A 26,168-nucleotide genomic window follows, 5' to 3' on the forward strand; every position below is an offset into this window, starting at 1 on the left:
AACCAAAGGTACTGGTTGAGCTTCTGTTTATTCCCCAAATAATAGATCCAGAATCCGTTCATCCGCCTTTCGGTTCTTCCCTTTATAAGGATAACAATGAATATGAATCGCTGGATTAAAGTTAATCTCAATAACGCTATAGTTGGTAGCATTGGATTCTTCCTTGATGTCATCAATCATCATATCCACTCCACAAAAAGTGGCGCCCGCAGCTTTAGCCGCTTGAATCGCCAGAGCCTTATAACTATCTGGGATCTCATCCGTAAAATCCAGGCTGTCACCACCCGTGCTAATATTAGAGTTCTCCCGAAGATAGATGACTTCGTTTAATGGAGGAATATCACTCCAAGCCTGAGCGTGGTTGTTCAAGAACATCGCTTCTGCTTCACCGATCTGAATTTTCTCAAGTGGAGTCTTGTACCCGCGGCCTCTTAACGGATCCTTATTCTTCTCGTGCACCAGTTGTTCAATCGTATGTACCCCATCTCCAATCACATTTGCAGGAACCCGGTGCAATACTCCGACTACTTCATCACCCATGACAAGAAAACGATATTCTTTTCCCGTCATGAACTCCTCTAGTAGCACAGTTCGATCAAATTCGAAGGCGATTTCGAAAGCTTTTTGATAATCTTCTTTAGAGAAGTCGTCTGTAAAAATAGTAATGCCGAGTCCAAAATTGGTTGATTTGGGCTTAATCACAATAGCCTTGTTACGGTAAGTGCTATGCGCATTCATTGCCTCTTCCAGATTTCGAAAAGCTTCTCCTGCGGGAACCCGAATGCCTTGCTGTTTAAGAACTTCTTTCGTAACGATCTTATTCTCCATGATTAATACCGTACTATAAGAATCAAGGGAGGTCTTCGTAGCTTGCTTAATATATTCTTTATGATCACCTTGCGTAAGCACTACAAAGTTCTCTTCCCGATCGATCAATTGAAACTTAATGCCACGTTTAACCGCTGCCTTCAAAAGAAGCTGTGTAGATAGCTCCAGATCCTCATATCCCACAAAACGGTATCCATTCGCAAGACTTTCCTTAGCATATTGTTTAGCTTTATTCAGATGGTATTGTACAAAAGAGGATTGCTGAACTTCCGACTTCACAATAGCTGCAAAACTCCGGTCTGGCTCTACAATTTTATTCTTAGCTCCATGCAATACGTTCAAAAACACTTCATTCTCCGGGTTCAACAGTTGGATCATATCCTGCATCTCATGAATACAAGTTAATGCCTGTTGCTCCATTGTTGTACATGAATCCCCGTAATCATGCAAACATCCCTTTATCCCTTCCATGATTAGTTGATCATGATTAAGATTCGCCATCTTCTGATCCTCTACTCCGAACGGTTCGTCCTCCTTCAGCAGCATATACAAGATAAATAGATGAATGAAAATCATCGTTTCTTTGCCGATTCCTATTTTGTAGAGTGGATTCAGATCAATAAACCGAAGCTCCAAATAAGCTATCCCATCTTGCATCAGTTCCTCTAAAGGATGTTTGCCTCTTGCTGTCTTCACTCTAACCGGACTATAAAACTCTTTTACACTTAATAATTCTTCCGATTCGATCAAAGCTTGTAAATCATGAACATAATCCTTTAACGAAGCAAAAGATACATAAAGAGGTTTTTCATTTCGATACCCACATTCGCTATTCCGAAGTGAATTCATATTCTGATAATAAAAGCTTTTGTCGTCATCTGATTCCCCGCGAGCTACACATTGTTCCATATAAGTCTTATCAAAAACAGGGCTGGCGCCTGTTAAATAGATAAGAAGCCAACGGTACCGCAATAGGTTGCGGGCTATTTTTAAGTAGGTAGCGTCTTTGAATTCTTTAAAGCTCACCTGCGGATCTGCTATGTCATGAAGCTGTCTCAGAAATTGTTCATCAAAAGAGAAATTGTAATGGATTCCGCTCAGCAATTGTCTTTTGCGACCGTATTTGTCTGCTAGCTGATGTCTGTATTCATCCTCAATCGGATTACCCATCTTGGCAATGGGGATGTCCTGATCATTCGGTAGCCTCGGAGGATTACTACTTGGCCACAGATATTCTTCCTTGAGCTCAAGCGACACAATATCCTGCAACGCCTCCAGAAAGTTATAAGTTTCATCAATAGAATCAAAAGAAGGGGTGACCATTTCAATTTGACTCTCTGAGAAGTCGGTTTGAATATACGGGTTCTCCATTTTGTTGCCAAAAGCTTTAGGATGTGGTGTCAGCGCAAGTCTTCCCTCTGGATCCACTCTGACATTTTCTTTTTCCAGTCCAAATTCGCCGTGAAAAAGCTCCTTATTCAAATGGTTATCCCTCAGAAGCTGTATGAGTTTACGATTTAATAAAGCCATTTCAACGATCATCCTTTGCTTAGTAGTTTACCTGCTGTTTGTTCATTTTGAATAAAGATCTTCTAAACCAGAACACAAGAATAACTCCTTTAAACACACTGCTTAGAGCAATCGACATCCACACCCCACTCAAGCCAAAAGGTCCGGATAAGATCAAGGCTAGTGGAATTCGCAGTGCTGTAAATGTAATACTAAAGATCGGCGGGATATGGGTTTGGCCAATACCGTTAAAAGCACCTACTGTCATCAATTCCATACACATGAATAATTGTGAGTAACCAATGATGCGCATATAATTAGTGCCTAATTCCAGGCTTGTCTGATCTGATAAAAATAAGGAAAATAGCTGCTGCGGGAACGCGATAAATATAAGCGATATGATCACGCCAAAGATGGAGGTTAAGATCAAAGCCTTACGATAGCCCTGCCCAATACGGTCCAATCGGCGTGCTCCATAATTTTGACCAAAAAAGGCAGCAATAGCTCCCTGTAGTCCTCCAATTGTCATATAAGAAATAGATTCAATTTGAATCCCTACTTTTTGCACCGCAATCGCATCCGCCCCAAAACGTACAATGATCTTAGCAATGACGATCGATATGAGCGTAAAGGTGACCCGTTGGATTGTGATCGGAAGTCCCATACGGATTACTTCTTTCATTTGACGACTGTCCCATGCTGATGTGTTCGAAATGATTTCTGACTTTCTTGTCTTTATGATAAAAAGAGCCGTAACTAAGATGTTCGCTGTCAATGTTGCCGTGGCTGCCCCCGCTACTCCCCAACCTTCAAAACTGCCCCAGCCAAAAATTAAAAATGGATCAAGGACAATATTAACCATAAGACCAATGGAGAAGATCTGAAACGGTTGTTTACTATTTCCCATCGAGTTTAAGAGTGTGGCAAACAAAGTATTTACGATGGAAAATACCGTCCCGAAGATCGAAATCATTAAAAATTGCCGTGCCATCCGTTCAACTTCATCACTTCCAAGATCAAAAAAACCAATCAACCGATTGTTGGTCAACAGAACTAAACTCATATAGAGAAATCCTAATAAAATAGACATCATAAACCCGTTTTTCATATAAGATTTAGCCTTCTCTATCTGGCCAGATCCCATACAAAACGCAACCTTAATCCCTGTACCGATCGTAATCATAGTCGACAATGCAATCGCTAGATTAATGAAAAAACTCGCCGTGCCAATCGCGGCAACAGGACCACTTCCTAATCTTCCAACCCAAATCATATCGACGAGGCCATAAGTTGTGGAAATGAAATTCGTCGCAATAATGGGAAGCGTTAATTTCATTAAGGTAGGCATAATAGGACCCTGAGTCAAATCATTCATGCCCTTCAATTCCTTCAAATCTAATAACACCTTCTTCATCTGATTTTCAGATTTATTATATAACCAAACACTTATATAATCAATTGATTATATTTCAGCAATCTGTTGGACCAGCCTTTCAAGCATCCGTATCCGATTACGGAGTTCCAATTCTTCTTGTCTCAATCCGTCCAGCTGAAGATTCAGAGAATCACCTACTTCCTTAATCAACTCGGCATGGCCACACCCATAACTCCTTTTCAATTTAAAAATAGACTGGATATCCCTTAGTATAACTCCATAACTTTTCAACTCTTGAATGACAAAATAATCTGCCAGATGCTGCTCTGTATATATCCGTTTACCATCTGGTCCCTTGGACATAATCAAGTCCAGATCCTCATAATGTCTGATGGTGTCTTTCGTAGTTCCTGTTAGGGCTATAAATTCACCGATTCGCAAAAGTACAACCTCCTCCATACAAATATAAATTGACACGGGGTTAACCCCGCAACGTTTAATTTTATTAATGGGGGTGCATCAAATGATAGGTTCAAGCCTTATAATCTTGTATGGAATGGTTAGTGTGCTTGGGGCAGTGGGGATTCTAATTAAGGGCTCCGCTAAATCTGCTGTGGGTTATATTTATTTGTTTTTGCTTTCTCATATTACGTTAGTCGTCATCACCCTTTATGCCTTATGTAAACCGCTTAACTTCATTTGGTTTATTATCGGTTTTCTCACCTGTCTTATCTCCCGCTGGCTCAACGGTAAGTTTGTCTTCGGTTGGAATAACTGGCTTCATTACTTTATTGTTGCGCTGATCTTTACTGTGGGCTACTTCTTAACCTAGTCTCTTCATTATGAGCCTGAAGACAGAAAGTGGAACTCCTAAAAAGTATATAAATTGTGTAGACATCAAAAGACAGTTCCTAGTGCACAAAATGTGCCTACCGGAACTGTCTTTTTTTCGTAATTAAAATTTCTTTTGTTTTTCAGTCGAATGGCTATTGAAAACGAATTTTAGTTCGTTTACAATAAAACCAATAATAAGTTCTATAATTATAGAACAAATAAATGTTTCAGCAACTTACTCAAAGAATGGAGAAGCTCATGGAATATAAAGTAGAAGTCGATTTTGCCCCCATGTATGAATGTGTGAACAGTATGACTGCTTTTCTAAGCAAGCAGAACCATACTGCTATGGATTCCGGTAAGCTCTGGGTACGTGAAGTCCAAGCAAGATTTGCCCCGATGTTGCTTCGTAAAATGCAAGAGGTCGTTAAAAAACTTGATGATTTCAGTTTGGCTCCCTACATTTGGTCTTCACCGGGCGAGCGTTCTGTAGACGGCTTTTTGAATTGGTTCGATGGTTTATCTTCGGGTGAACTGTATGAAATATCTGGACGTTTCGGCCAATCGGTTCCCTCTAATCTTTCTGAGCTAAGGGACACTGCCTCTGACATCCTGCGCGAATGGAACGCGGGTTACTTCAATGGAATCGACCCTAATATCCTCAAGGGGCTTGAACAGGAAGCCGAGTCAAGACGAACGACACTGAATGGGAACAATGATATGGAAGTCTTTGAAGCAGCAACCGACGGAATGCGCCTCTATCCAACCGAACGTCTGAAGCAGGTCATTATCATTCCGCAATATCATGCCCGCCCACTGGTCACCACCTCTATGTTTGATGAATTCGTGTTCACTAGCTACTCTTGTGATGTTCTCCCTCCGGAAGCTGGCCGGCCTGCTCCAGCACTGCTTCGACTTACCCGGGCACTCTCGGATGAGACGCGGCTGTATATCCTTCGTTTGCTTACAGGCAAGCAGTTGAATTTCACGGAAATCGTGCGGGAAGTCGGACTTTCTAAAAGTACAATCCACTACCATCTGATCGCGTTGCGCGCAGCAGGTCTGGTCATTGTCCATACCAACGTTAAAAGCACATCGTACAGCCTGCGATTGGAAGCCTTAAATGGGCTACCGCAGCAGATTGGGTCGTATCTAGAGAGTCAAGCATAAACGCCTTAAGCGTCCATATAAGGACGGTAAGCGTATATGCGAGAAATATAAGAAAGGAGTGAACAGGCTATGATAAAACGCAGCTATTATGGTTTACTCTCAACCATAACTTTAAGTGCTTTTGGGGATGCTTTTGGCTTGTTGGCTATGGAATGGCTCGTCTATGAATTGACGGGTTCCAAGCTAGCGATGGGAGCACTCGCGCTCAGCTCCGGCATACCTGAGCTGCTGCTGCGCTTGCTGGGCTCGCCGCTGTCCGACCGACTCCACCGGGTACGCTTTATGGCCTGCTTGGCAGCCATTCGCCTGCTGGCTATAGCACTGCCGCTAGGCATGGGTCTGGCTGGCCAACTGCAGCTGTGGCATCTGTTTGTCGCCGCTGGTCTCAGCGGGGCCTGTGCCGCTCTGTTCATGCCAACAGCCATGGCTGTTATTCCCGGCGTTGCCGATAGCCGGAAGCTGGTGCGGGCTTTTGCTATCATCGATGGCAGCAAAAGTGCAGCAGTCTTGCTGGGCCCCGCCCTGGCTGGGGCGTTGACCGCTGCCAGTGGAGCGCTGCCAGCCCTTAGCATCAACATGTTATGTTACGTTGCGGCCATCACTACCTTGCTGTGCTTGCAAAGGCTACCCAAGCCCTCTCCAGCTCCAGGCCGTTTCTCCATTACCGTCTATGTTCGCGAAATAGCTGAGGGTTTTACCTTCTATAAACAATTCCCCGCTATGCTTACGATAATGATGATGGCCTCTATTAGTAATCTAAGCTCCATTGCCGTCTGGACCATGATGGTTCCTTTTGTACGCGAAGTGCTCCACCGTGATGCGGCGACGATGGGCACACTTAGTACAGTTTTTGCACTTGGAACCTTAGTCGGACTAAGCATCATTTCCATGATAGGGGAAATTAAAAAGAGGCGGCTTGTCATGCTCGGCAGTCTGGGGACCATCGGTTTAGTAACAACATTATGGGGGTTATTTCCTAGTTTTTCTTTTGCTCTCGCCGCCGTATTCGCCACCGGAACGATAGCTCCCTTCTTCGGCTCCTTAAGCTCTTCACTCCATGGACGTCTGGTTCCGGGTAATCTGCAAGGAAGAGTCAACTCCATCCGTTTTTTAATCGGTGGCGGCTTGCAGCCTTTTGGTGCTTTTGCCGGCGCCGCGATTGCTGAACTCTATGGTGTGCCTGCGCTTTTTGTCATCGCCGGCTTGCTTCCAATGCTCTGCGCCAGCGCAGCCTTGCTGCTCCCCGGACTCAAAACACTGGACGGCGACCTCTCTACACTTGAAGCCACTCATCGGCACCCCGTGGTGGAAGGTTCATCGCAAAGTGTTGTAACTGAGCGATAGATGGTAATAGGCTTAAAAAAACTCATTTTAATTATTTATGATGAAATGAATAAAAAAAGAGATGCTTATAAGCATCTCTTTTTTTGACTAAACAGTTAACCTTTGTCTCGGATAACTCGCCGTCACGCACGATTATTTTATGTATAAATAATAACATATATTCTAAAATTAATAAAGAAAAAATCATTTCATTCCTAGTTTAAACCAATCTGAATGCTTTCCCCGCCCCATTCTTTCGAACATCTTTACCATTAAGCTTTTTTCACGTTTTGAATTACAACGTCTAAAATAAAAATCTTTAAATAGCTTTTCTATATCTTTTAGACTTTCAAACTGGGAAAGTACTAATAAAGTGTCATATAGTCTTATTTCATAATAAGTTGAAACTCCTACAGTATTAATTTTAGTTCTTAAAACTAAATCATTTATCAAACCCGAATCAATCCTTAAACGATTCGATGTCCGAAATCTATTAACTAATTGAAAATGTGCACAAGTATTTCTTAATTCAATAAAAATTCGTACTGAGTTGATAAACTTTTGTTTATCAATGTACTTCATCCCCATATCTTCAATGACCTTTTCAAAAATATCTCTTTCAAATCCTAATAATAAACTAAAGAGAGAACCAAACTCAAGGACTTTAATAGTCACCCAGAACGGTGGGTGATCATAAGTAGATATATAAGGATATTTAGCTCTGCAATGCTCAATGAAATTACTATACGTAGCCCCATTGAAATAAATATTTGTCTGAAATATTTTATGTCCTGTAATATTCTTAGCTAAATCTTTAGGTAAACTCAAATGATTTGAACGTGGATTGGTATACTTATTGATATCAATGTAACATGCAGAATCAGAAGCATTTAAATAATGTTTTTCACAAAACCGATATGCCATGGAAGATTTCAAACGAATTTCAAATTTATCTAAAATTTTCAAAATCTCTAAATTCAATTTTTTATCAAAATCATACAACAATAAAAAGTCTTCAAAAAAAAAGACCATTGTATTCTTTATTAGTAGCTTTTGAATCAGTTAATAACAATGTTTCAAATCCATTTATTAAGTCAAAATAATTCTTTTCTAATAAGTGTCGTTTAGCTTTTTCTTCATCCCTAATAATTAATTTTCTTTCTTTTAATAAGTCAATTTGTTGGTCTAAAGATTTGAATGTTTTGGTAACATGTGTGCTCAAATAAATCTCCCCATTATTTTTAATCTATTTATTTAAAGGTTCTATAATTTTCTAAATGAGCGAGCTGCCTAGTTTACTTCCATTTTTCGTAAGAAAATGTAAAAAACCACTCTGAATTATACATTAAATAAAAAAATAGGGATATGAACTTCTAGGACGTTTGGCATAATGAATGAGATACTCCACACAATCGACAAAAACAGGCGATACCGGTATACCGGAACATCGCCTGTTTTTATAAGTTTTCACCTAGGAGCATCACTACTAGGTATATTCTCTTTTCAGTGGTTTGTCACAGTGGCTTGATTCGTAGCCACTAGTTCCCCTCCCCCTTCCGGTAAAAACCGAAGCGGGAGGCGTTGAGCCTTTAGTTTGTGTTTGTGTTTGTGTGTTGGTGTTTTGGAATTCGCGCTGATAGCAGCGGAGAGAACGGACTGATTGTGGAAAAGCGGAGCGTTCGCCAGCGTAAAAAGCGCACAGCGTCCAAAAGCTAACACCAAGAACCTAAGGCTCAATCAACCCATATTTCGTTTTTATCCGATCCAACTTCTCAATCATAGGATTAGCAATAAAAAACAAAAATACCACCGTCGAGATCGCATGCACCATATCAAACCAAAAACCTGAAATATAAGTGGTCATTAAAGCCGGCCAGGAGAACTCTGAAGTGAACATCATCAACGAGCCTATATTGATAATGCCTCCGTATACGAAAAACGTCGCTAAGCCTCCGAATATACATAGCGACAGCTTATTCTTTTTAAGCAGACCCTTCTTGAAGAAAATGCCCGCCAGGAAGCCAATGATGCCAAAACAAAACATTTGCCAAGGCGTCCAAGGACCCTGCCCAAAGAAGAAATTCGAGACAAAACCTGCAACAGCGCCAACCAGAAACCCTGCCTCCGCACCCAAGCTTACCCCTGCGATGATGACAATAGCAACCACTGGCTTAAACTGCGGCAACATAAAAAAGGCTGCGCGTCCCGCCACGGCAATGGCTGCTAACACTGCTATAACGATCAGCTCCCTCGCCTGCGGCTTCCGGTTCTCGAACACCATCGCAAAAGGAACCATCGTATAGATAACAATTAATAGACTGATAAAATAATACTTCCGATCATTTAGCACAAAGATGCCTAATAAAATCGTAGTTGGAATGACTATGAGGATTAGTAGTGCCGCTAATAAAGTTCGACGACTCAAACGACGATCCGTTATCTGCTTCTTTGACATAAATCAATCACACCCTCTATCGTTACTCCCTCATTCCATACATGACGCGCCATACGGTTGGCGGCCGTTGTATAGAAGCTGTTTCCCGCAAAAAACTTCTGCGCTTCATTCGTAGTTATAATGCTTCCATCAAAAAACATGGCGCAGACCTCAGCGTATTTGGCACAAAATTCAACGTCATGCGAGACCATTACAATAGTAACGCCTTCGGCATTGAGCTTTTGCAGGAATACGGCTAGCTTCTCTTTGAAGGGTCCATCCAGTCCTTTGGTCGGTTCATCCAACAGCAGAATCTTTGGTTCTAACAAAAGGACCTTCGCCAACGCTGCACGCTGTTGTTCTCCCCCGCTGAGATCATACGGATGCATGGAGAGGAGATGTTCCAGTTCTGCGAACTTAACCACAGCTTCAACTCTGGCGTTTTTTTCTTCCTTCGTCAAAGAGAGCTGGGATAACATTTCATATAAATCTAGCTCGACTGTTTTTTTCACAAATAAGGTTTGCGGATTTTGCGGGAGGAAGCCCAGATTGTTAGTAAACAACGCTTTGGCATTCATCTTCGCAGGGTTGCTCCCGCCGATAAGAACTTTCCCTCTATAAGGCTGAAGGATCCCGCTCATCAGCGACAGCGTCGATGTCTTCCCTGTTCCATTCCCGCCAACAATACAATAAAATTGCCCTTGCTTCACTTCAAACGACAAATCTTTAATGACATCCGGCCCATTTTTATCATATTTAAACCATACGTCCTTAAACTTTATGACTACAGGGCCGGCCTCTTTCGTGCTAGGCTGAGTTTCTGCCATCGTTGCAGGAGTCTTACCCTTTAGAAAAGCATCTAACCATTGGCGCCCTTCCTTCACAGTAACAGGCCACGCTAAGTCATGATCTACTCCTGCAACAATCTGCATCGGTGAGGGCATGGACAGAAACATCGGATGGTTCAGCTTACTTAAAGCCTCGCCCACCTTTTGCGGGGTATCATCGGCGATCACAACTCCCTCATTCAGCACAATCAACCGATCTGTAAGCGGAAGAACATCCTCTAGACGATGCTCGGTCATGATCACGGTTGTTCCCAGCTCACGATTTATTTTTTTGACCGTCTCCAGAAAATCGGAAGCCGCAATAGGATCTAGCTGGGAGGTAGGCTCATCGAGGATTAGAACCGAGGGATGCATAGCCATTATGGATGCTAAGTTAAGCAGCTGCTTCTGGCCGCCTGATAGCTCGGTCACACTTTTATGAAACCAGGTCTGGATCCCAAAAAAACTAGCCATTTCCGCCACACGCAGGCGAATCGTAGAATTATCGTACCCTAAGCTCTCAAGCCCAAAAGCAAGCTCATGCCATACTTTATCTGTCACAATTTGATTGTCCGGACTTTGGAGTACATAACCAATTTCCGCTGCCTGTGTGCGTTGATCGATCTCCTCTACAGGTTGACCCTTATAATAAATTGCCCCTTGGCGATTGCCATGTGGGGTTAGGATTGTTTTCAGTTGTCTAAGCAGAGTGCTTTTGCCACAGCCTGACTTTCCACAAATGGTAATGAAGTCTCCACTTTCAATCGTTAGATTAATATTCGAAAGAGCCGCTTGCTCTTGTTCAGGAAAAGTAAAGCTTAGTTCTTCGATTCGATAGATTTCCATTTCATTGCCTCCACCATATTGATGAGCACTGGGATCATACATAACGCAAAATAAGCGATATATATAAGAATACTAAAAGGTGTAATTGTGCTCGCTTTAATCGATGGATAGAATCTCATGGTGTTCTCACCCATCACTGCCCCTACGGCTACCAGCGCAATTAAGCCTGTCATGATCAAGAGAACTACTTTGTCTCGGGCATCTAACCGAAAGATAGAAAAGCTTGTACGCCCCGGCAATCCATACCCTCTCGATCTCATGGAATCCGCTGTCTCAATCGCATTTTCCAAAGCCCAGGTGGTCATAATGGAGAGAATCGTAATCCCATTCCGCGCACGCGCGAGGAGATTTCCCTGTGAGACATCCCGGCCTATACATTTTTGAGCATTAGAAATCACCTTTATTTGCGCTAAATATCTAGGAACAAAACGAAGCACCATCGAAAAAATCAACGACAGTGCCGGCAGTATTTTTCCGAATATATAAATAAACTTATCCGAGGTCATCACGACGTTATAACAGGAGAACCAAATAATTACCGTCACAAACATACACGCCGCTGCCACGCCATAAAGAATCGATTCCTTCGTAATGGGGTTCCCGTTGTTTAAATAGAACAAGATCGTTACCCCTTGATGATTAAAAACAGGATTCATCACTGCCATAAATAGCAGAAAAGGAATCATGTAAAGCAGATTAAATCGGATGCCCTTTTTTCCTTTTAACATAATTGAGTAGGCTACAGCACTACTAAGGGCGATCACCTGAAATATAGGATGCATAAACACCATGCTAAACAGCAATACAACAACAAAATATAGAAAATTCACAAACGGATGAAAGGTAGAAAAGCTATCCTTCATTATTTCTGAGCTCCTCCTGTGGCTACATACCCACCTACATCTCGACCTAGATCACAAGTGTATACCCAATCAATGACATCGCCATCTTTGAGAACATAACGGCTACTGCCGTAGTTAGGGAACCAGCCATTTACTTTGTACATCCATCCACTGAGCTCTCCAGCATCGAATTCATACAGATTATTTATGCCTTCAATATAATTACTGTTATAGATCGGCGTCATGCTAAATTCCATATGGATTTTATTCTTCTTCATTTCTCTTAGTAAAACATCAAACACAGACTCACCTTCATAAAAGGTTACCTTCTGCGCTTTATAAATGATACCATCTGCCGGCAATACTTCAAGCTTATCCTCATTAAAAATATCCATGTTATCTAAAATTGTTGCCGCTGAGACGGACAAGGTAGCCGTTAATTGCTTCTTCTTATCTACTGTTGCATCTTGCCATTCCACTGGTTTAGGTTTCCCGCTCGGCACTGGATCGGTAAGAAATTTATCCCTTTTCGGTTCCTGCTTGGTTTCTGTTGTCGCTACTTTTGAATCAGGTTTTGTTACGGGTTTTGCCGTCGCTTTCGTTTCCGGCACGGGCGTTTTAGCCGCTTTCGGCGTTGTGGTAGGTTGCTTCGTTGCAGCAGGTTTTGTTGTTACGACCGGTGTTACAACTTCTGTTGGTGCTGCAGTTCCTGTTGGTGTTACAGCTTCCGTTGGTGTTGCCGATTCATTTGGTTTTAGGGCTTCAATGGGCTTAGCTGTTTCACTTGGCGTAGCTGACGGTGTTATCTCTGTTGTCTCAGTAGCGATTGCCTCAGTGGGTTCAACATCATCATTTGTTGCGGAAGCAGTGTTCTCAGGCTCTATAACCTGTGTCTCAACGCTACTATTAGCGACCTTGTTTGGGCTCTTCTGGTAATCCCCGCCCCAAAAGAAGGCGATAGCCAATACACCTATGATTAGTATCGCTGTTAACCATTTCTTCTTGTTCATTTCTCTAGTCCCACCTTAAATAATAAGCAAGGGTATACACGCTACCCTTGCTTATCTCTCTAAATAAAATTCTATTTGACGTCTGTCATATCATAAAGACGTGTCTGGCCATTAACGAGCCGATCATAGGAAACCAGTGCATACATCGCCTGATCAGTAGCCATAAGATCTACTTCTCCTGGTTGCGCGCCTCCATTGCCTACTCCACCCTGCTTCACGTGATAAAAGCCACCTTCAGGTGCAGCAAAACTAAGCAATGCGTCTACTGCGGAATGTCCATTTTTAATAAATCTGGAATCCTTATGCGGGTCAATACCAAGGCCAGTTAAAGCTACAATCACCTGAGCGATGCTTTCGGAATTTGTAGATTCCCAGCTTGCAAAACCACCGTCTGCTGTCTGTGTTTTGGATAACCAAGCAATCCCCCGGTCCACAGCAGCTGTTACTTTGGCGTTGGTTTTGTAATAAGGCGTTAAGCCTTGAATGACCATCCCCGTGATATCTGGATCAGCCGCTGTAGCATTACTGCCTAGTGCCCATCCACCGCCGCTGATCTCTCTGCCCAAAATATAATCAATGAGCATCTCTCTAGTCGTCTGCGTCTTTACATCCTTAACCACTGGAATGTCGTAATGATTACTGTCCAGTGCAATGAGAGCAAACACAGGTCCATTAATACCTTGCTTAATTACAGTATCAAAATCCGCGAGCGGTTCCAGTAGGTTATAACCCGCCACTTTATCAATATTTTTGTTGATTGAAGTTAATGCCAAAATAACTCTATCATATTCCGTATATTTTACGCTATGCAGCTTCCCTGATTTTTCTTTAAGAGTCGCTTCTACATTTGCATAGTACTTAGTGTAATAACTATCTGGAACCTTCACACCTGAACGTGCCAGCCCGAAGACTGTCCAGTCCCCGCCAACCGAGGAAATGACCGGGTTTGTTACTGTTTTTTGCAAAAAGGCAGCTGTGTTCTGAATGTAAGAACTAACTGCTGTATTCTGAATAGTTGGACTAACCACTTTGTTCCCACTCTTATAATCATGGGTTCTAGTAGCTACAACAGCCGCCATTTCTCTGGTTACTAGCTCTTTAGGCTTAAATTGATTATCATCACCTAACATCAAACCAGTCGCAACAACGGTCTCTACATCTGCTTTGGCCCATGCCGATACTGTGTTGATATCTTTAATCGCTGTTCCAGGCTTCGTCGCCGGGATGGCCAATGCTCTGACGATAATTGCGGCCATCTGCTCACGAGTAATCTTGTCATTTGGCTTAAATTCATTATTAAAGCCTGTGATTAGACCTGCCTTATGCGCAGCATTCACATATGGATAGAACCAATCGCCTAGAGCGACATCCTTATAGGTAATGCCTTTATCACTCTTAATATCAAGTTCTAATGCAGAAACGAGAATCTTAGTGAACTCCGCTCTTGTGATATAAGCCTTCGGATTCACCTGACCATTGTTACCTTGGATATACCCTTTTACTGTAGCTGTTTCAATCGCTGAATAGGCCCAGGAAGAGATCTTATCAGCATCTGTATACAGTTGTTTAATATCATTCGTATTCTGGGTAGGATCCTTAGGAGTCACTGTTGGAGATGGACTCACATTTGGATCACCACTGCCTTCCGGATTAGCTCCCCCACCAGGAGCCGGAGTAGCACCAGGCTTAGGCGTTGGGGTTGGGCTCATCGTTGGTATCGGTGCATTTAGATCCACACCCAAATTCGTAGTATAACGCCACTGAATTCTGTCCCCGGCACTTAGGTCATATGAAGATGCACCATAATTAGGATATTTCCCATTCACATTATACATCCATCCACTGCCGCTGCCATGGTCAAATTCCCCATCACCAGCTATGGATTCAACATACACACTTCCAAAGTCACTGTTCCAGGAATCTCTATAGTCGATACCGCGGCTATCCAGCACTCTTTTTAGTACAGACCACACTGTGTCACCAGATTGTAGCTCTACCTGTACAGATGGAACAACATATCCCTTATTAATCGTAAGCTTATCCACGGACAGGATTACATATGGTTTCGATGGAGTGGTTCCGCCACCATTGTTGCTGCCATTTCCTTCACCATTTCCACTACCATTACCTTCGCCATTACCGTTACCACCGTCGCCGCCAGGTGTTTGTACTGCACTGGAAGCATAAGCAATGTAGTCAGTGAAGTGATTGGTTTTTACAATTAAATCATTTCCACTATCATAGGCATACTCAGACTTACCGCTTGCAAAACCTAAGTCATCACTTGCAAATTTTTGAATGGCATGAGGAGTGCCATTTTGAATATAAGCTGCATCTTTTCCTGTAAGGTCCTTAAAGGTTAACGTAATAAATTGACTGAATTCTACTCTTGCACTACCACCCATGGAAAATGTTTGAAGAATGTTATCAAGCTTCTTGTCCCCGGGAATAATCTGATTCACACTATCTTTTAGTGCAGATTCTCCACCGGTTAAAGCTGAAATCAGTTCAATTGCAGAGGCATCCCCACTTGTAACTTTTGCACCCTTAGGAATGACTACAGATACGTTACCTTTTATGGCCTCTATCTGAGGAAGGTCGCTGTTACTTGGTAAATTGACACTAACCTTCGATTGATTTCCCTCCGGAATAGCTACTGTGATTTCTTTGTTGCTATCTCCAGTGCTGATCGGAACGATATAATCATTAGCGTCATTTGGGATTTCAACTTTCGGGTTCTCCCCAGAAGGTAACGGAAATTCTTTCGGACCCTCTGGTTGCCCAGGCCCAGGTTCTTCTGGTTGTTCCACTTTCACATCATTCATATCAAAGAGACGGTTGCTATGATTGATCAGACGATCATAAGACACAAGTGCATACGTACCTTGGTCCGTTGCCATATTGTCCACTTTGCCTGTGAGGATATGCTTAAATCCACCCTCAGGTGCAGCAAAGCTAAGCAGTGCATCAATAAGCGAATTTCCACTTTTAACAAATCTAGCGTCCGTGTGCGGATCTACGCCCACACCAGTTAAGGCTACAATTACCTGTGAGATACTTTCGCTGCTAGTGCTTCCCCAGCTTGTAAATCCGCCTTGATTGTTTTGGTTATCGGACAGCCATTGGATGGCCCGATCCACGGCGGCTTTTACATCATCTCGGGTTGCGTAATAAGGTGCAAGAGCTTGCATCGCCATCGCAGTCATATCGACATCTGCTTTGGTTACGCCTAATGCCCAGCCACCAGCTTCTGCTGTACCTTTTTTAACCTCTTTATCTAAAATATACTGAACTAGTTTTTCTCTTGTGGTCTGTTCTGTAACTCCATCAACTACAGGGATCTCATAGTTATGGCTATCTAGCGCAATCAGAGCAAAAATCGGACCATTATTGCCTTGCTTTTGGATATATTGATAATCAGCCAGTGCTTTTCTCAGATCATATCCCGCAACATTTGTGATATCTTTTCCGATAGAGGTAAGTCCTAATATTGCTCTGGAATTCTCTGTGCTTTTATTGGCGTCGAGTTTTCCATCCTCTTTAATGATCGATGCTATTTTCGTTGCTACATTGTTGTAATAAAGATCGTAATAACCGTTAGGTACTGTATAGTTCGCCCGTGCTAAAGATAGAATCGACCATTCTCCACTACCTGTACCAAACGACGGATTCTTTACAGTGTTTAGAATATAGGCAAGGCTTTTATTTAATTGTTGTTTGGCTACAACAGTAGTAGGTTGTTCTAATTGCACATCATTCATATCAAAGAGACGGCTGCTATGATTGATCAGACGATCATAGGACACAAGTGCATACGTACCTTGGTCCGTTGCCATATTGTCTACTTTGCCTGTGAGGATATGCTTAAATCCACCCTCAGGTGCAGCAAAGCTAAGTAATGCATCAATAAGCGAATTTCCACTTTTAACAAATCTAGCGTCCGTGTGCGGATCTACGCCTACACCAGTTAAGGCTACAATTACCTGCGAGATACTTTCGCTGCTAGTGCTTCCCCAGCTTGTAAATCCGCCTTGATTGTTTTGGTTATCGGACAGCCATTGGATGGCCCGATCCACGGCAGCTTTTACATCATCACGGGTTGCATAATAAGGTGCAAGAGCTTGCATCGCCATCGCAGTCATATCGACATCGGCTTTGGTTACGCCTAATGCCCAGCCACCAGCTTCTTCTGTACCTTTTTTAACCTCTTTATCTAAAATGTACTGAACTAGTTTTTCTCTTGTGGTCTGTTCTGTAACTCCATCAACTACTGGGATCTCATAGTTATGGCTATCTAGCGCAATCAGAGCAAAAATCGGACCATTATTGCCTTGCTTTTGGATATATTGATAATCAGCGAGTGCTTTTCTCAGATCATATCCCGCAACATTTGTGATATCTTTTCCGATAGAGGTAAGCCCAAGAATCGCTCTGGAATTCTCTGTGCTTTTATTGGCGTCGAGTTTTCCATCCTCTTTAATGATCGATGCTATTTTCGTTGCTACATTGTTGTAATAAAGATCGTAATAACCGTTAGGTACTGTATAGTTCGCCCGTGCCAGAGAAAGGATCGACCATTCTCCACTACCTGTTCCAAACGACGGATTCTTTACAGTGTTTAGAATATAGGCAAGGCTTTTATCTAACTGTTGTTTGACGGCAACTGTAGTTTCCAGTTTGTAAGTAACTTGATAAGTTACATTTGTTTTGTTTCCAGCTCCGTCAAGAGCCGTTACAGTAATTGCATTACTGCCTGAATTCAGAGAAGCTTTGTACTCCCCATTCGCAGGTGATAAAGTAACACCATTCAGCTTCACTTCTGGAATGATGTCACTATATACATTGTCTGTGACAGCTACTTTGAAGCTTATTTCTTTATTAGATACTTCCTGTTTATCTTGTATGCCACTTACAGTAATAACAGGGGGTTCTATATCTAATGCATGGTTAAGCCCTACAAGCGCATGATCTACACTTATTTGAGAGCTTGCCATATTTTCGAGCACGGAATAGGCTTGATAAACTGCCGATTGTACTACTGGTCTGTCCAAAATAGTTTCTTTATTAGGGTCACTGTTAATCTCGGCGATTTCCGCAGTTAAAGCATCCTTATTGGCAAGTTGAACTGGGATTTCTCCCCAGCCACCAAGATCAGAACCATAGCCATAAGTGGTGAACTGAGTTCGAATGATATCACCGTCTTGAGGCTTATAATCGGTCATCCCAAACGGAGGAAACACATTATTTACTGCATACATCCAACCCGACATGGAAGTATAGTCAAACTGACTTAACCACTCTGGGTCTGCTTTAGTGCCGACTGTATTCCCATCAGCTGAAATCATATCTAAAGTATATTGTGGAATATTGACTTCGCTTCTGCCACTATCTTTAACTTCTGATAAATAAAAACCACTATCTATATTTCCTAAATATCTATAATTCCCATCTCCTAGCGCACGTGTTATTAAAGATGCGCCATTATCGCCTTCATAAATCGGAACTTTAATAGGTTCCTTAACATACCCTTGGCCTAAGGTGAATTTCTCTACGGATACAGATACATACCCTTTAAGGGTAGAGCTTGCTCCATCTGCTTGAGCCGGGATTACACTTGTAGAGAATGTCGTAATAAATACAGCTACAATAAGTAACCACGCTAAAAACTTATTTTTCTTCATTTTTCCATAACCCTTCCCTTCATACCTATGATAAAAAACAGAATAAACTTTTCTTATAACCACAAAAAAACCACTCAACATAAACGTCAAGAGGTTAAGATAGTGAACCACAATAATAGATGGCCAACACTATTCAAGCACCTCTCTATCGATCGTAGAGTTTGATGGTGTAACAGAAAAAGGCAGATATTCTGGCTCAAGTATCATCACCCTTGCTGCCTTCCCAGTTTCCCAGTGGCATTTTGCAAGGACTCCTCTTTCACAGCGGCGGGACCGCGCGGGATTCACACCCGCTTTCCATTTAACCAATCTATGATTGTACTTCCGCAACTATCATAGTTGGCACCTATTTCTAATTTTAAATTTTCATGCTTCATCATATCTAATATATATGCTTTTGTCATGTTATATTTCTTTTTTGTATAACGGGCAGCTAGAGATAATCCTATTGAATAACCAATTTCTACGAGTAGGGATATTTAAATAATTTCTTTATCCAACTGTGGGGAAAATTAATTTAAATCACTAATTCTTATATGAATTTGCCACAAATTAGTAAGGTACTCGCTGAGTGAATTCTATGTTAGGGTATATTCAGAAAGCGTTTACAAAAATAACATTGGAGGTGTTCGTGTTCATCTAACCACCAAGTACAGCGTCAAAGCCAGGTCCAAGCATCCTAAATTTATCTCACAAAGGAGAATTCAATGACTACGCGAATCCAGAAATCCTTCTTATCATTGACACTTGTCACCGCTCTTCTGCTCTCTCTGTTCTCATCCATGGCTGCAGCTGCAACTAAGGATGAGCAACAAGCTAAGGCAGCGCCAAAGAGTAAGATCCAATCCTATGTAGACGAAATGCAGCCCGGATGGAACCTCGGTAATACTTTAGATGCTACAGGTGAGGACGAAACCTCCTGGGGCAATCCTCGTGTGACCCAAGAACTTATTAAAAAGATCGCCGCTCAAGGCTATAAAAGTATTCGGATTCCTGTGACCTGGGATACTCACATGGGTGCGGCACCAGACTATACCCTAGAAAAAGCCTACCTCGACCGTGTGGAAGAAGTTGTCGGCTGGGCACTGGACGCCAAGCTTTATGTCATGATTAATGTCCATCATGATTCCTGGCTATGGGTAAGCCATATGGAAGAAAAACACGATGAAACGCTGGCGCGTTATAATGCAGCCTGGACTCAAATTGCCGATCGCTTTAAGGACAAATCCGATAAGCTGATGTTCGAGAGCATAAATGAACCTCGGTTCACCGATGGTGGAAGCACAGACGAAGCAAAAATGGAGCAAATGCTTACTGAACTCAATAACTCCTTCTATCAGATCGTGCGGAAATCCGGTGGGAAAAACGACCTCCGCCCACTTGTATTGCCTTCATTAGAGTCTTCACCTACACAAACAAGAATGGATCATCTCTATAAGACGATTACGGCTCTAAACGATCCGAATATTATTGCGACCGTTCACTTCTATGGCTTCTGGCCTTTTAGTGTGAACATTGCCGGCTACACCACATTTGAAAAAGATACAAAAAACGATATCACTCAAACTTTTGATAACGTTTACAATACATTTGTAGCTAAAGGCATCCCTGTCATCGTCGGCGAATTTGGTTTATTAGGTTTCGATAAAGACACGGGTGTGATTGAACAGGGCGAGAAGCTTAAATTCTTCGAGTATCTGACTTATTATTTGAAAGAAAAGAAAATGACTTCCATGCTCTGGGATAACGGGCAGCATTTCAACCGTAAAACTTATAAGTGGTCTGATCCTGAACTCCACAATGTATTAATGTCTGGTCTGAAGGAGCGTTCCTCCAGCACCGAAAGCGATTTGGTCTACCTAAAAAAAGGTGCACAAATCAAAGATACCAAGGTTAAGCTAAACCTGAACGGCAATAAGCTAACCACCATTAGTGCCAACGGAAAATATCTGACCAAAGGTAAAGATTACACATTAAATGGTGAGGAGCTCATCCTCAAAGCCAGCCAACTCAAAAAGCTCACAGCTTCCCAAAAATACGGTGAAAATGCCGTGCTGACTCTGAAATTCAACAAGGGTGTTGCGTGGAGGCTTAAGGTGATTGTGTATGACACAGCTAAATTAAGCGATGCAAAAGGCACGACTGAATCCTTTGCCATTCCGACCACCTTTAATGGTAACCAGCTTGCCACAATGGAAGCTGTATATACCGCTGGTGGCAATGCAGGTCCGCAGGACTGGACTCCATTTAAGGAATTCGGCAATACCTTCTCACCTTCTTATAACACTAAAGAAATCAAGCTGCTTCCCGCGTTCTTTAAAGATGTTAAAGACGGCGAGGTTATCCTAAAATTCCACTTCTGGAATGGTGATATCATCACCTACAAGATCACGAAGAGCGGAGCAAACGTTGTAGGAAAGTCCTCTTAAGCATCTGTCCTGTTAACAATACAAATAGGGGTGTCCCTACGCGGGAACACCCCTATTTGTATTGTACCCATCACATATAAACCTCGTCATACGAAATTATCATCAACCGATAAATTAAATAAACGCCAAGATAGGCTCCGGTAATAAGAAACATTGGATTTAAAAATATCGCATGGATCGAGGTCATAAATACAGCATGATCCCTTAATATTTCGTAAATCGCCAAAGCGGAAATATTTCCAAAGATAATCGCACTTAAGACCGAAGCAACATTAAATACCATACGCCACTTTATCGATTTACCTTGTAACATCAGCATGACAATGGGAACAATAATACTACCAAGTACGATTAGAAATTTCATCCAGTCACCTCGGTAAATTTTTAATCGTCCAGTTCCACGCTTTCGATTTGTCCGTCTGCATTTACCGTCCACTCGATTTCAACGCCATTATTTAATCCGAGCTTGTCTTCATCTTCAATGACTATATGATCAGGAATCGTTAAGGTTTGCTCTTTACCGCCCTCCACTTGAACGGTAATCTGTTTATCCTTAACCGCAGTGATCCTTCCGTCATATTCAATCTGCTGCAAAACAATCTTTTGATTCGGATCTGTAATGGTAACCCGCTTGCCACCGTCGCTTAACAGTTCAACCTTTTTATGATAGCTATCTTTTAACGAAACATCCTTGATAACTCTCTGAATGCTCACTCCCTCTGGAAGTTCCCCAGTATTTGAACCGGGTGACGCAGATGTCATGGGTTGTTCTGTTGCGTTATTCGTAGGCGCAGGTGTAGTAGCTTCTGCAGAAGGTGCTGTGGTTTCTACTTGAGCCGTTGGAGTAGCCACTTGAGTCTCATCCGCTGCTTTAGTGCATCCACTTAACAATACCGTACATGCACAAATACAACAAAGAATTGTAGCCCTGGTAAAACGTTGTGTTGTTCCTTTATTCGATCTCATCTTTTACCCCCGCATTTTAATGTATTCTTTTTTATATAGTGGACATAGTTTTACCTCTTATCTTCCTTTTATTCACCAGAATATGGCCATCTGAAAGCAGCAGTTGAGTAACAATTCATGAACATGTCAAAAAACCGCCCTGATTTAGATCAGTGGCGGTCTCCATGAAATGATGAGATAAATAAGATCATATTAATTTACAATATGTGTGCCAGCCTGTTGGCTCATCGCAGCTTTCATATTTTCCGGATTAGTAATGATAACTCTACGTCCCTCCTTTTTCAAAAAGCTAAGACTTGCTTCAATTTTAGGCTGCATACTTCCAGCAGGAAAATGACCCTGCTCCGCATATACCATCATTTCTGCCGCTGTAACTTCTTCAAGAGCCTTCTGCTCAGGCGTACCGAAATTTACACATACCTGAGGAACTCCTGTTGTAATGATCAGCGATTCTGCGTCGATCTGTTCGGCCAGCAGACTTGTAGCAAAGTCTTTGTCAATGACCGCATCGATACCTTCGTAGGTATTATTTTCGGTTTTGATCACAGGAATCCCGCCTCCGCCAACAGCGATCACCACATAACCCGTCTCAATGAGTGATTTAATGACGTTCTTTTCAACGATATCAATCGGCTTAGGCGATGGAACAACACGGCGGTAACCACGACCTGAATCCTCAATGATGACCCAATCTGGCTTGGCACGCTTCATCTCCTCTGCTTGCTCAAGCGTGAAGAAGGAGCCCACTGGTTTCGAGGGAGACTGAAAATTCGGATCATTTTTGCTAACCTCGACCTGAGTAATAACTGTGGCAACCTTCTTGTCTAATCTGCGGTGAATGAATTCATTTGTTAAGGCCTGCTGGATTAAATAACCTATGCCCCCTTGCGTGCCCGCCACGCAATTGACCAGCGGAGTAACATCCATTCCAGTGACTTCCGAAGCCACCTCGCTTCGTCTCAGCTCGAATCCAACCTGTGGACCGTTGCCGTGAGTAACCACCACATCGTTGCCTGCTTGCACCAGATCAGCGATATTGACAGCAATTTCACGTACTGCCTCAGATTGATCCTCTATAGAATCGCGGCCATTGTCTTTCACCAATGAATTACCGCCAATGGCTACAACTATAAATTTACTCATTCCATTCCTCCTGACGGATCAGTTGATCCTCATTGATTAGCTTTTAAGGGCCAGCTGAAATTGTTCCTTCGCGGAGTGAAAATCCGGATTGGCAGGATTATAGCTGATAGCAATATCTATTTCTTGAATGGCCATTTCATGATCACCAAGTAAACCAAGTGACTGAGCCTTATGATGATGATATAAAGGATTGCTCGGATCGTTAGCAATTGCGTTCTCAATCGCCTCAACTGCCTCTTGATGCCGGCCAAGTGATCTCAAGCTGTTCGCCTTATGGAACGAGAAATCATACCGGGCAGGCTGCTGTTCCAGAAGCTGATCCATAACTTTGACCGCTTCCTCATGCCTGCCCAACTCTCTTAAATAATTGGATTTATGATAGCGGAAGAAGCTTTCGCCAGGATCGCGTTCTATCGCTTTGTCATACTCTGCTAATGCTTGCTCGGATCGCTTCATCATTCGGTAGGCATTTGCGGTATAGAAATAGAAATCAAGGTCATCCGGATCAATAGTAAGTGCCTGTTGATAAGCTGCCAGAGCTTCGTCATATCTCCCGAGTTCCCCTAAGAAGTATCCTTTATAGTAATAGAAATCTGAATTATTACTGTCCACTTGCATTGCATGTTCCATAACCAAACTTGCTTTCCGGAAATCCTCTGCCCGAGCTAGCTCTTGAGCGCTTTGAATACTTGGATGAATCGTTAGCTTTTCTTTATTGAGAATACGGATGACCCTCTCCTGACCCAGCTCTTCTGCATGCTGCAACGATGATTTTCCGTCACGATCCGGCAAATGAACATCCGCTCCAGCATCCACCAACAACTGAATAATATCGGAGTATAAACGGCCACCATTCCCGAGAATTACTGCCTCCAGCAAGGCAGACCATCCCAGATTGTTCATATGGTTAACTGCAACACCTGCTTCCAAGCATTTCTGAACAGTTCTTAGATACCCCTTCTCGCTGGAGGGAAGCAGTGTAGTTCCCCCAAAACGATTTACACTGGTTGTATCCGCACCTGCGGCAAGAGTTAAAGACAGAATCTCATGAAATCCATTGGCACCGGCACACAGGTAGGGTGATAACATAGTGATATCTCTTGCATTCACATCACTGCCTGCTTCAATCAGCTTTTGAGCGAGAGGAATATGATTTTTTTGCGTTGCCGCCATCAGCGCAGTACGACCACTGGCATCCTTATGATGAACATCGGCACCACGAGCCAAAAGCTGTTCTACGGCAGCTAAATCCCCGCGATCCGCTGCTTGAATTAAATCTTCTGACAGAGTTTGATTAGTCATGGCTTAGCTCTCCTATTTCTTTTTATCAATTATTTATTCGGATTGCAGCTTGTTCGCTGGGTCACGAAGGTCTGAAAAATGCTTATAAACAAATAATCCTGCCACCATCAAGTAGGCGTATACGAACGGCATAAGTGAAGCTTGAGCAAATCCAACAGTCGGCGCGTGAATGATTCCAAATAAAGATAGGCCAGACGCGATTACAGCAAAGACAGCAGCCCGCAGTGGTTTATTCAGGATAGAGAAAATAGTGATGGAGCCCCAAATCAAGCTGCTAAGCGGTGCACCATTTCCTAAATGCATCAGGCCGTTGTAATAAACCCCTTTGCTTAATAAGAGATCAATCCCCACCTTGGAAGCCGAAGTTTCAGCCGCATTAAAAATGTTGTTCGCAAGCGTTAAAGCCCAGTTGGCGATCCATGGGAACAAGGTGATAAAGATAACGGGCACTTCATTTTTAGGTGTCTCTCGAACCACCTGATTCGCCGTAACGACCCCGACATAGACCAGAATCGGAACAATCGCCACAACAGGTATGATAGACAACAGCAGTGCTCCTATGCCAAAGAGACAAATAATTAACATGGAGAAACCAGAAGCTATGGTATAACCAAGTCCAGCCCCAATAGATTTCCAGCCTGCATGACCAATATACACAGTTACCGGGAACGGATTACCTGTGAAAGCACCAATACTTGAAGCAACCCCATTCGTTAGCATAACGTTACGAGTGTTATAAGGGTCTCCGGCAGCATGTGCGCTCTCAATATTTTCAAGGTCAAAAATATAATTCGCCAGTCCCAATGGAATTGCAGAAGCCAGGTATGGCAAGGCATGCGGAATCCCTTGAATTAAGCTGGTAATATGCACCTCAGGTGGATTAAACCCAAGTGTTGAAAGAGCCGTTGTGATCGCTTCTGGATTCTGCAAGCCGAATATCCAAGCCAGCGCGGTTCCAGCAATCAGCAGCAGAAATCCTGTAGGAATTTTTTTGAATATTGGCGATTTGCCAAACCAGTTAATAAAGATGATCACAAGTACAACAAAAGCAACCACTGGTGTTTCGAAGGATTGTAGCATCGGGTTCATGGCCAGCAATAACAATCCAAGTCCAGATAAACAAGATAAAAGTACGGTTCTTGGAATAACCTTGCGCAGCACATCTCCCAGAAATGAGCCGACAATAAGGATCAAGGCTTCGAACAAACACCATACGAGACCAATTTGCAGCGCAAATGATGCATCATTGGTTTCTCTAAATACGGGAATTAACACTAGAAAAGTTACCGTAAAAATCGATGGAGCACTAGGTCCTGAAGGTAATGCGGTTATATCCGTTCGGCCTGTTTTTTTGGCTAGCTGATATCCAAACCAGCCATAAGCAATACTTGCGATAAAAATCGCGAGTCCAAACGCAGGAACGACTCTGCCGTAAACCATACCTTCCGGAAATCCTACTACAAAAATTAACAATGAAATCATCGTAAGCAGATTGGTTAAATTGTTAGCAAGCAGCCCGAAAAACGCGGCCCAATCTCCCTTTTTCCAGAACATCTTCATAAATACTTGATCCATAATAAATCTCCCCCTAGATCGTTAGCGCTTACATACCAATGGCTTATGAAGCCCTCAGACCCTTGAATAGGCCT

19 protein-coding genes and 1 riboswitch are annotated in these 26,168 nt (G+C 42.6%); of the genes, 4 read left to right on the forward strand and 15 right to left on the reverse strand.

The genetic code is table 11. From position 1 onward, the window contains the following. Positions 1-27: 27 nt before the first annotated feature. The 3 genes from gshAB to NST45_RS23345 form a co-directional block, all read right to left on the reverse strand. Complete coding sequence (gshAB, locus tag NST45_RS23335; protein ID WP_076215472.1) at positions 28-2,358, reverse strand: bifunctional glutamate--cysteine ligase GshA/glutathione synthetase GshB; 2,331 nt, start codon at positions 2,356-2,358, stop codon at positions 28-30. 19 nt (positions 2,359-2,377) lie between these two features. Beyond that, the gene (locus NST45_RS23340) at positions 2,378-3,730 is read right to left on the reverse strand and encodes an MATE family efflux transporter (RefSeq protein ID WP_235219512.1); all 1,353 of its coding nucleotides are present in this window, start codon (positions 3,728-3,730) and stop codon (positions 2,378-2,380) included. A gap of 69 nt (positions 3,731-3,799) precedes the next feature. Continuing rightward, the gene (locus NST45_RS23345; protein ID WP_036684898.1) at positions 3,800-4,153 is read right to left on the reverse strand and encodes a MerR family transcriptional regulator; all 354 of its coding nucleotides are present in this window, start codon (positions 4,151-4,153) and stop codon (positions 3,800-3,802) included. An 82-nt stretch (positions 4,154-4,235) separates the two neighbouring features. On the opposite strand from NST45_RS23345, the gene NST45_RS23350 reads away from it, so the two are divergent. The 3 genes from NST45_RS23350 (at position 4,236) to NST45_RS23360 (ending at position 7,060) form a co-directional block, all read left to right on the forward strand. Then, positions 4,236-4,544 (forward strand): hypothetical protein, encoded by a 309-nt coding sequence (locus NST45_RS23350; protein ID WP_076098680.1) that lies wholly within the window; start codon positions 4,236-4,238, stop codon positions 4,542-4,544. 260 nt (positions 4,545-4,804) lie between these two features. Further along, positions 4,805-5,716: a winged helix-turn-helix domain-containing protein gene (locus NST45_RS23355; protein ID WP_036684895.1), complete on the forward strand. Its 912-nt coding sequence runs from the start codon at positions 4,805-4,807 to the stop codon at positions 5,714-5,716. Between the two features lie 69 nt (positions 5,717-5,785). Further along, positions 5,786-7,060: an MFS transporter gene (locus tag NST45_RS23360; protein WP_076215467.1), complete on the forward strand. Its 1,275-nt coding sequence runs from the start codon at positions 5,786-5,788 to the stop codon at positions 7,058-7,060. 183 nt (positions 7,061-7,243) lie between these two features. Here the strand turns inward: NST45_RS23360 and NST45_RS23365 are convergent, their stop codons facing one another. From NST45_RS23365 to NST45_RS23395, 7 genes are all read right to left on the reverse strand, one after another. After that, a complete protein-coding gene (locus NST45_RS23365; RefSeq protein ID WP_179086390.1) occupies positions 7,244-8,041 on the reverse strand; it encodes an Abi family protein in 798 nt (265 codons plus the stop codon). 13 nt (positions 8,042-8,054) lie between these two features. Then, positions 8,055-8,261: a hypothetical protein gene (locus tag NST45_RS23370; RefSeq protein WP_076215461.1), complete on the reverse strand. Its 207-nt coding sequence runs from the start codon at positions 8,259-8,261 to the stop codon at positions 8,055-8,057. Positions 8,262-8,765: 504 nt separating this feature from the next. Beyond that, positions 8,766-9,494: an ECF transporter S component gene (locus NST45_RS23375; RefSeq protein WP_076215457.1), complete on the reverse strand. Its 729-nt coding sequence runs from the start codon at positions 9,492-9,494 to the stop codon at positions 8,766-8,768. Continuing rightward, the gene (locus NST45_RS23380; protein WP_076215452.1) at positions 9,476-11,146 is read right to left on the reverse strand and encodes an ATP-binding cassette domain-containing protein; all 1,671 of its coding nucleotides are present in this window, start codon (positions 11,144-11,146) and stop codon (positions 9,476-9,478) included. Before NST45_RS23380 ends, NST45_RS23375 begins: the two co-directional genes overlap by 19 nt. Then, positions 11,119-12,009 (reverse strand): energy-coupling factor transporter transmembrane component T, encoded by an 891-nt coding sequence (locus tag NST45_RS23385; RefSeq protein WP_076142152.1) that lies wholly within the window; start codon positions 12,007-12,009, stop codon positions 11,119-11,121. The genes NST45_RS23380 and NST45_RS23385 overlap by 28 nt, the downstream gene beginning before the upstream one ends. Beyond that, positions 12,009-12,998 carry a DUF4430 domain-containing protein gene (locus NST45_RS23390; RefSeq protein WP_076142153.1) on the reverse strand — a complete coding sequence of 330 codons (990 nt, stop codon included), beginning with the start codon at positions 12,996-12,998 and terminating at the stop codon, positions 12,009-12,011. Before NST45_RS23390 ends, NST45_RS23385 begins: the two co-directional genes overlap by 1 nt. A 71-nt stretch (positions 12,999-13,069) precedes the next feature. Continuing rightward, positions 13,070-18,679 (reverse strand): S-layer homology domain-containing protein, encoded by a 5,610-nt coding sequence (locus tag NST45_RS23395; RefSeq protein WP_339823975.1) that lies wholly within the window; start codon positions 18,677-18,679, stop codon positions 13,070-13,072. Between the two features lie 163 nt (positions 18,680-18,842). Further along, positions 18,843-19,044: riboswitch (cobalamin riboswitch) on the reverse strand. Positions 19,045-19,386: 342 nt separating this feature from the next. On the opposite strand from NST45_RS23395, the gene NST45_RS23400 reads away from it, so the two are divergent. After that, the gene (locus NST45_RS23400) at positions 19,387-21,108 is read left to right on the forward strand and encodes a cellulase family glycosylhydrolase (RefSeq protein WP_038568775.1); all 1,722 of its coding nucleotides are present in this window, start codon (positions 19,387-19,389) and stop codon (positions 21,106-21,108) included. Between the two features lie 70 nt (positions 21,109-21,178). Here the strand turns inward: NST45_RS23400 and NST45_RS23405 are convergent, their stop codons facing one another. From NST45_RS23405 to NST45_RS23425, 5 genes are all read right to left on the reverse strand, one after another. Then, positions 21,179-21,472 carry a hypothetical protein gene (locus NST45_RS23405; protein WP_036684881.1) on the reverse strand — a complete coding sequence of 98 codons (294 nt, stop codon included), beginning with the start codon at positions 21,470-21,472 and terminating at the stop codon, positions 21,179-21,181. 20 nt (positions 21,473-21,492) lie between these two features. Continuing rightward, positions 21,493-22,074 carry a hypothetical protein gene (locus NST45_RS23410; protein ID WP_076142348.1) on the reverse strand — a complete coding sequence of 194 codons (582 nt, stop codon included), beginning with the start codon at positions 22,072-22,074 and terminating at the stop codon, positions 21,493-21,495. 192 nt (positions 22,075-22,266) lie between these two features. Then, on the reverse strand, positions 22,267-23,217 hold the full coding sequence (arcC, locus tag NST45_RS23415) for a carbamate kinase (protein WP_076142349.1): 951 nt from the start codon (positions 23,215-23,217) through the stop codon (positions 22,267-22,269). 36 nt (positions 23,218-23,253) lie between these two features. After that, positions 23,254-24,519, reverse strand: coding sequence for a tetratricopeptide repeat protein (locus tag NST45_RS23420; RefSeq protein ID WP_076142350.1), 1,266 nt, complete (start codon positions 24,517-24,519; stop codon positions 23,254-23,256). Positions 24,520-24,552: 33 nt separating this feature from the next. Continuing rightward, positions 24,553-26,094 carry a hypothetical protein gene (locus NST45_RS23425; protein WP_036684876.1) on the reverse strand — a complete coding sequence of 514 codons (1,542 nt, stop codon included), beginning with the start codon at positions 26,092-26,094 and terminating at the stop codon, positions 24,553-24,555. Positions 26,095-26,168 lie beyond the last annotated feature (74 nt).

The organism is Paenibacillus sp. FSL R7-0163, from assembly GCF_037969975.1.
Classification (GTDB): Bacteria; Bacillota; Bacilli; order Paenibacillales; family Paenibacillaceae; genus Paenibacillus_AQ; species Paenibacillus_AQ odorifer.

Coding starts and splice junctions, on each gene's coding strand:
- NST45_RS23355 (WP_036684895.1), top strand. CDS start 4,805: ATGGAATATAAAGTAGAAGTCGATTTTGCCCCCATGTATGAATGTGTG.
- NST45_RS23395 (WP_339823975.1), bottom strand. CDS start 18,679: ATGAAGAAAAATAAGTTTTTAGCGTGGTTACTTATTGTAGCTGTATTT.
- NST45_RS23425 (WP_036684876.1), bottom strand. CDS start 26,094: ATGGATCAAGTATTTATGAAGATGTTCTGGAAAAAGGGAGATTGGGCC.
- NST45_RS23350 (WP_076098680.1), top strand. CDS start 4,236: ATGATAGGTTCAAGCCTTATAATCTTGTATGGAATGGTTAGTGTGCTT.
- NST45_RS23405 (WP_036684881.1), bottom strand. CDS start 21,472: ATGAAATTTCTAATCGTACTTGGTAGTATTATTGTTCCCATTGTCATG.
- NST45_RS23380 (WP_076215452.1), bottom strand. CDS start 11,146: ATGGAAATCTATCGAATCGAAGAACTAAGCTTTACTTTTCCTGAACAA.
- NST45_RS23410 (WP_076142348.1), bottom strand. CDS start 22,074: ATGAGATCGAATAAAGGAACAACACAACGTTTTACCAGGGCTACAATT.
- NST45_RS23390 (WP_076142153.1), bottom strand. CDS start 12,998: ATGAACAAGAAGAAATGGTTAACAGCGATACTAATCATAGGTGTATTG.
- NST45_RS23375 (WP_076215457.1), bottom strand. CDS start 9,494: ATGTCAAAGAAGCAGATAACGGATCGTCGTTTGAGTCGTCGAACTTTA.
- NST45_RS23360 (WP_076215467.1), top strand. CDS start 5,786: ATGATAAAACGCAGCTATTATGGTTTACTCTCAACCATAACTTTAAGT.
- NST45_RS23385 (WP_076142152.1), bottom strand. CDS start 12,009: ATGAAGGATAGCTTTTCTACCTTTCATCCGTTTGTGAATTTTCTATAT.
- gshAB (WP_076215472.1), bottom strand. CDS start 2,358: ATGGCTTTATTAAATCGTAAACTCATACAGCTTCTGAGGGATAACCAT.
- NST45_RS23400 (WP_038568775.1), top strand. CDS start 19,387: ATGACTACGCGAATCCAGAAATCCTTCTTATCATTGACACTTGTCACC.
- arcC (WP_076142349.1), bottom strand. CDS start 23,217: ATGAGTAAATTTATAGTTGTAGCCATTGGCGGTAATTCATTGGTGAAA.
- NST45_RS23420 (WP_076142350.1), bottom strand. CDS start 24,519: ATGACTAATCAAACTCTGTCAGAAGATTTAATTCAAGCAGCGGATCGC.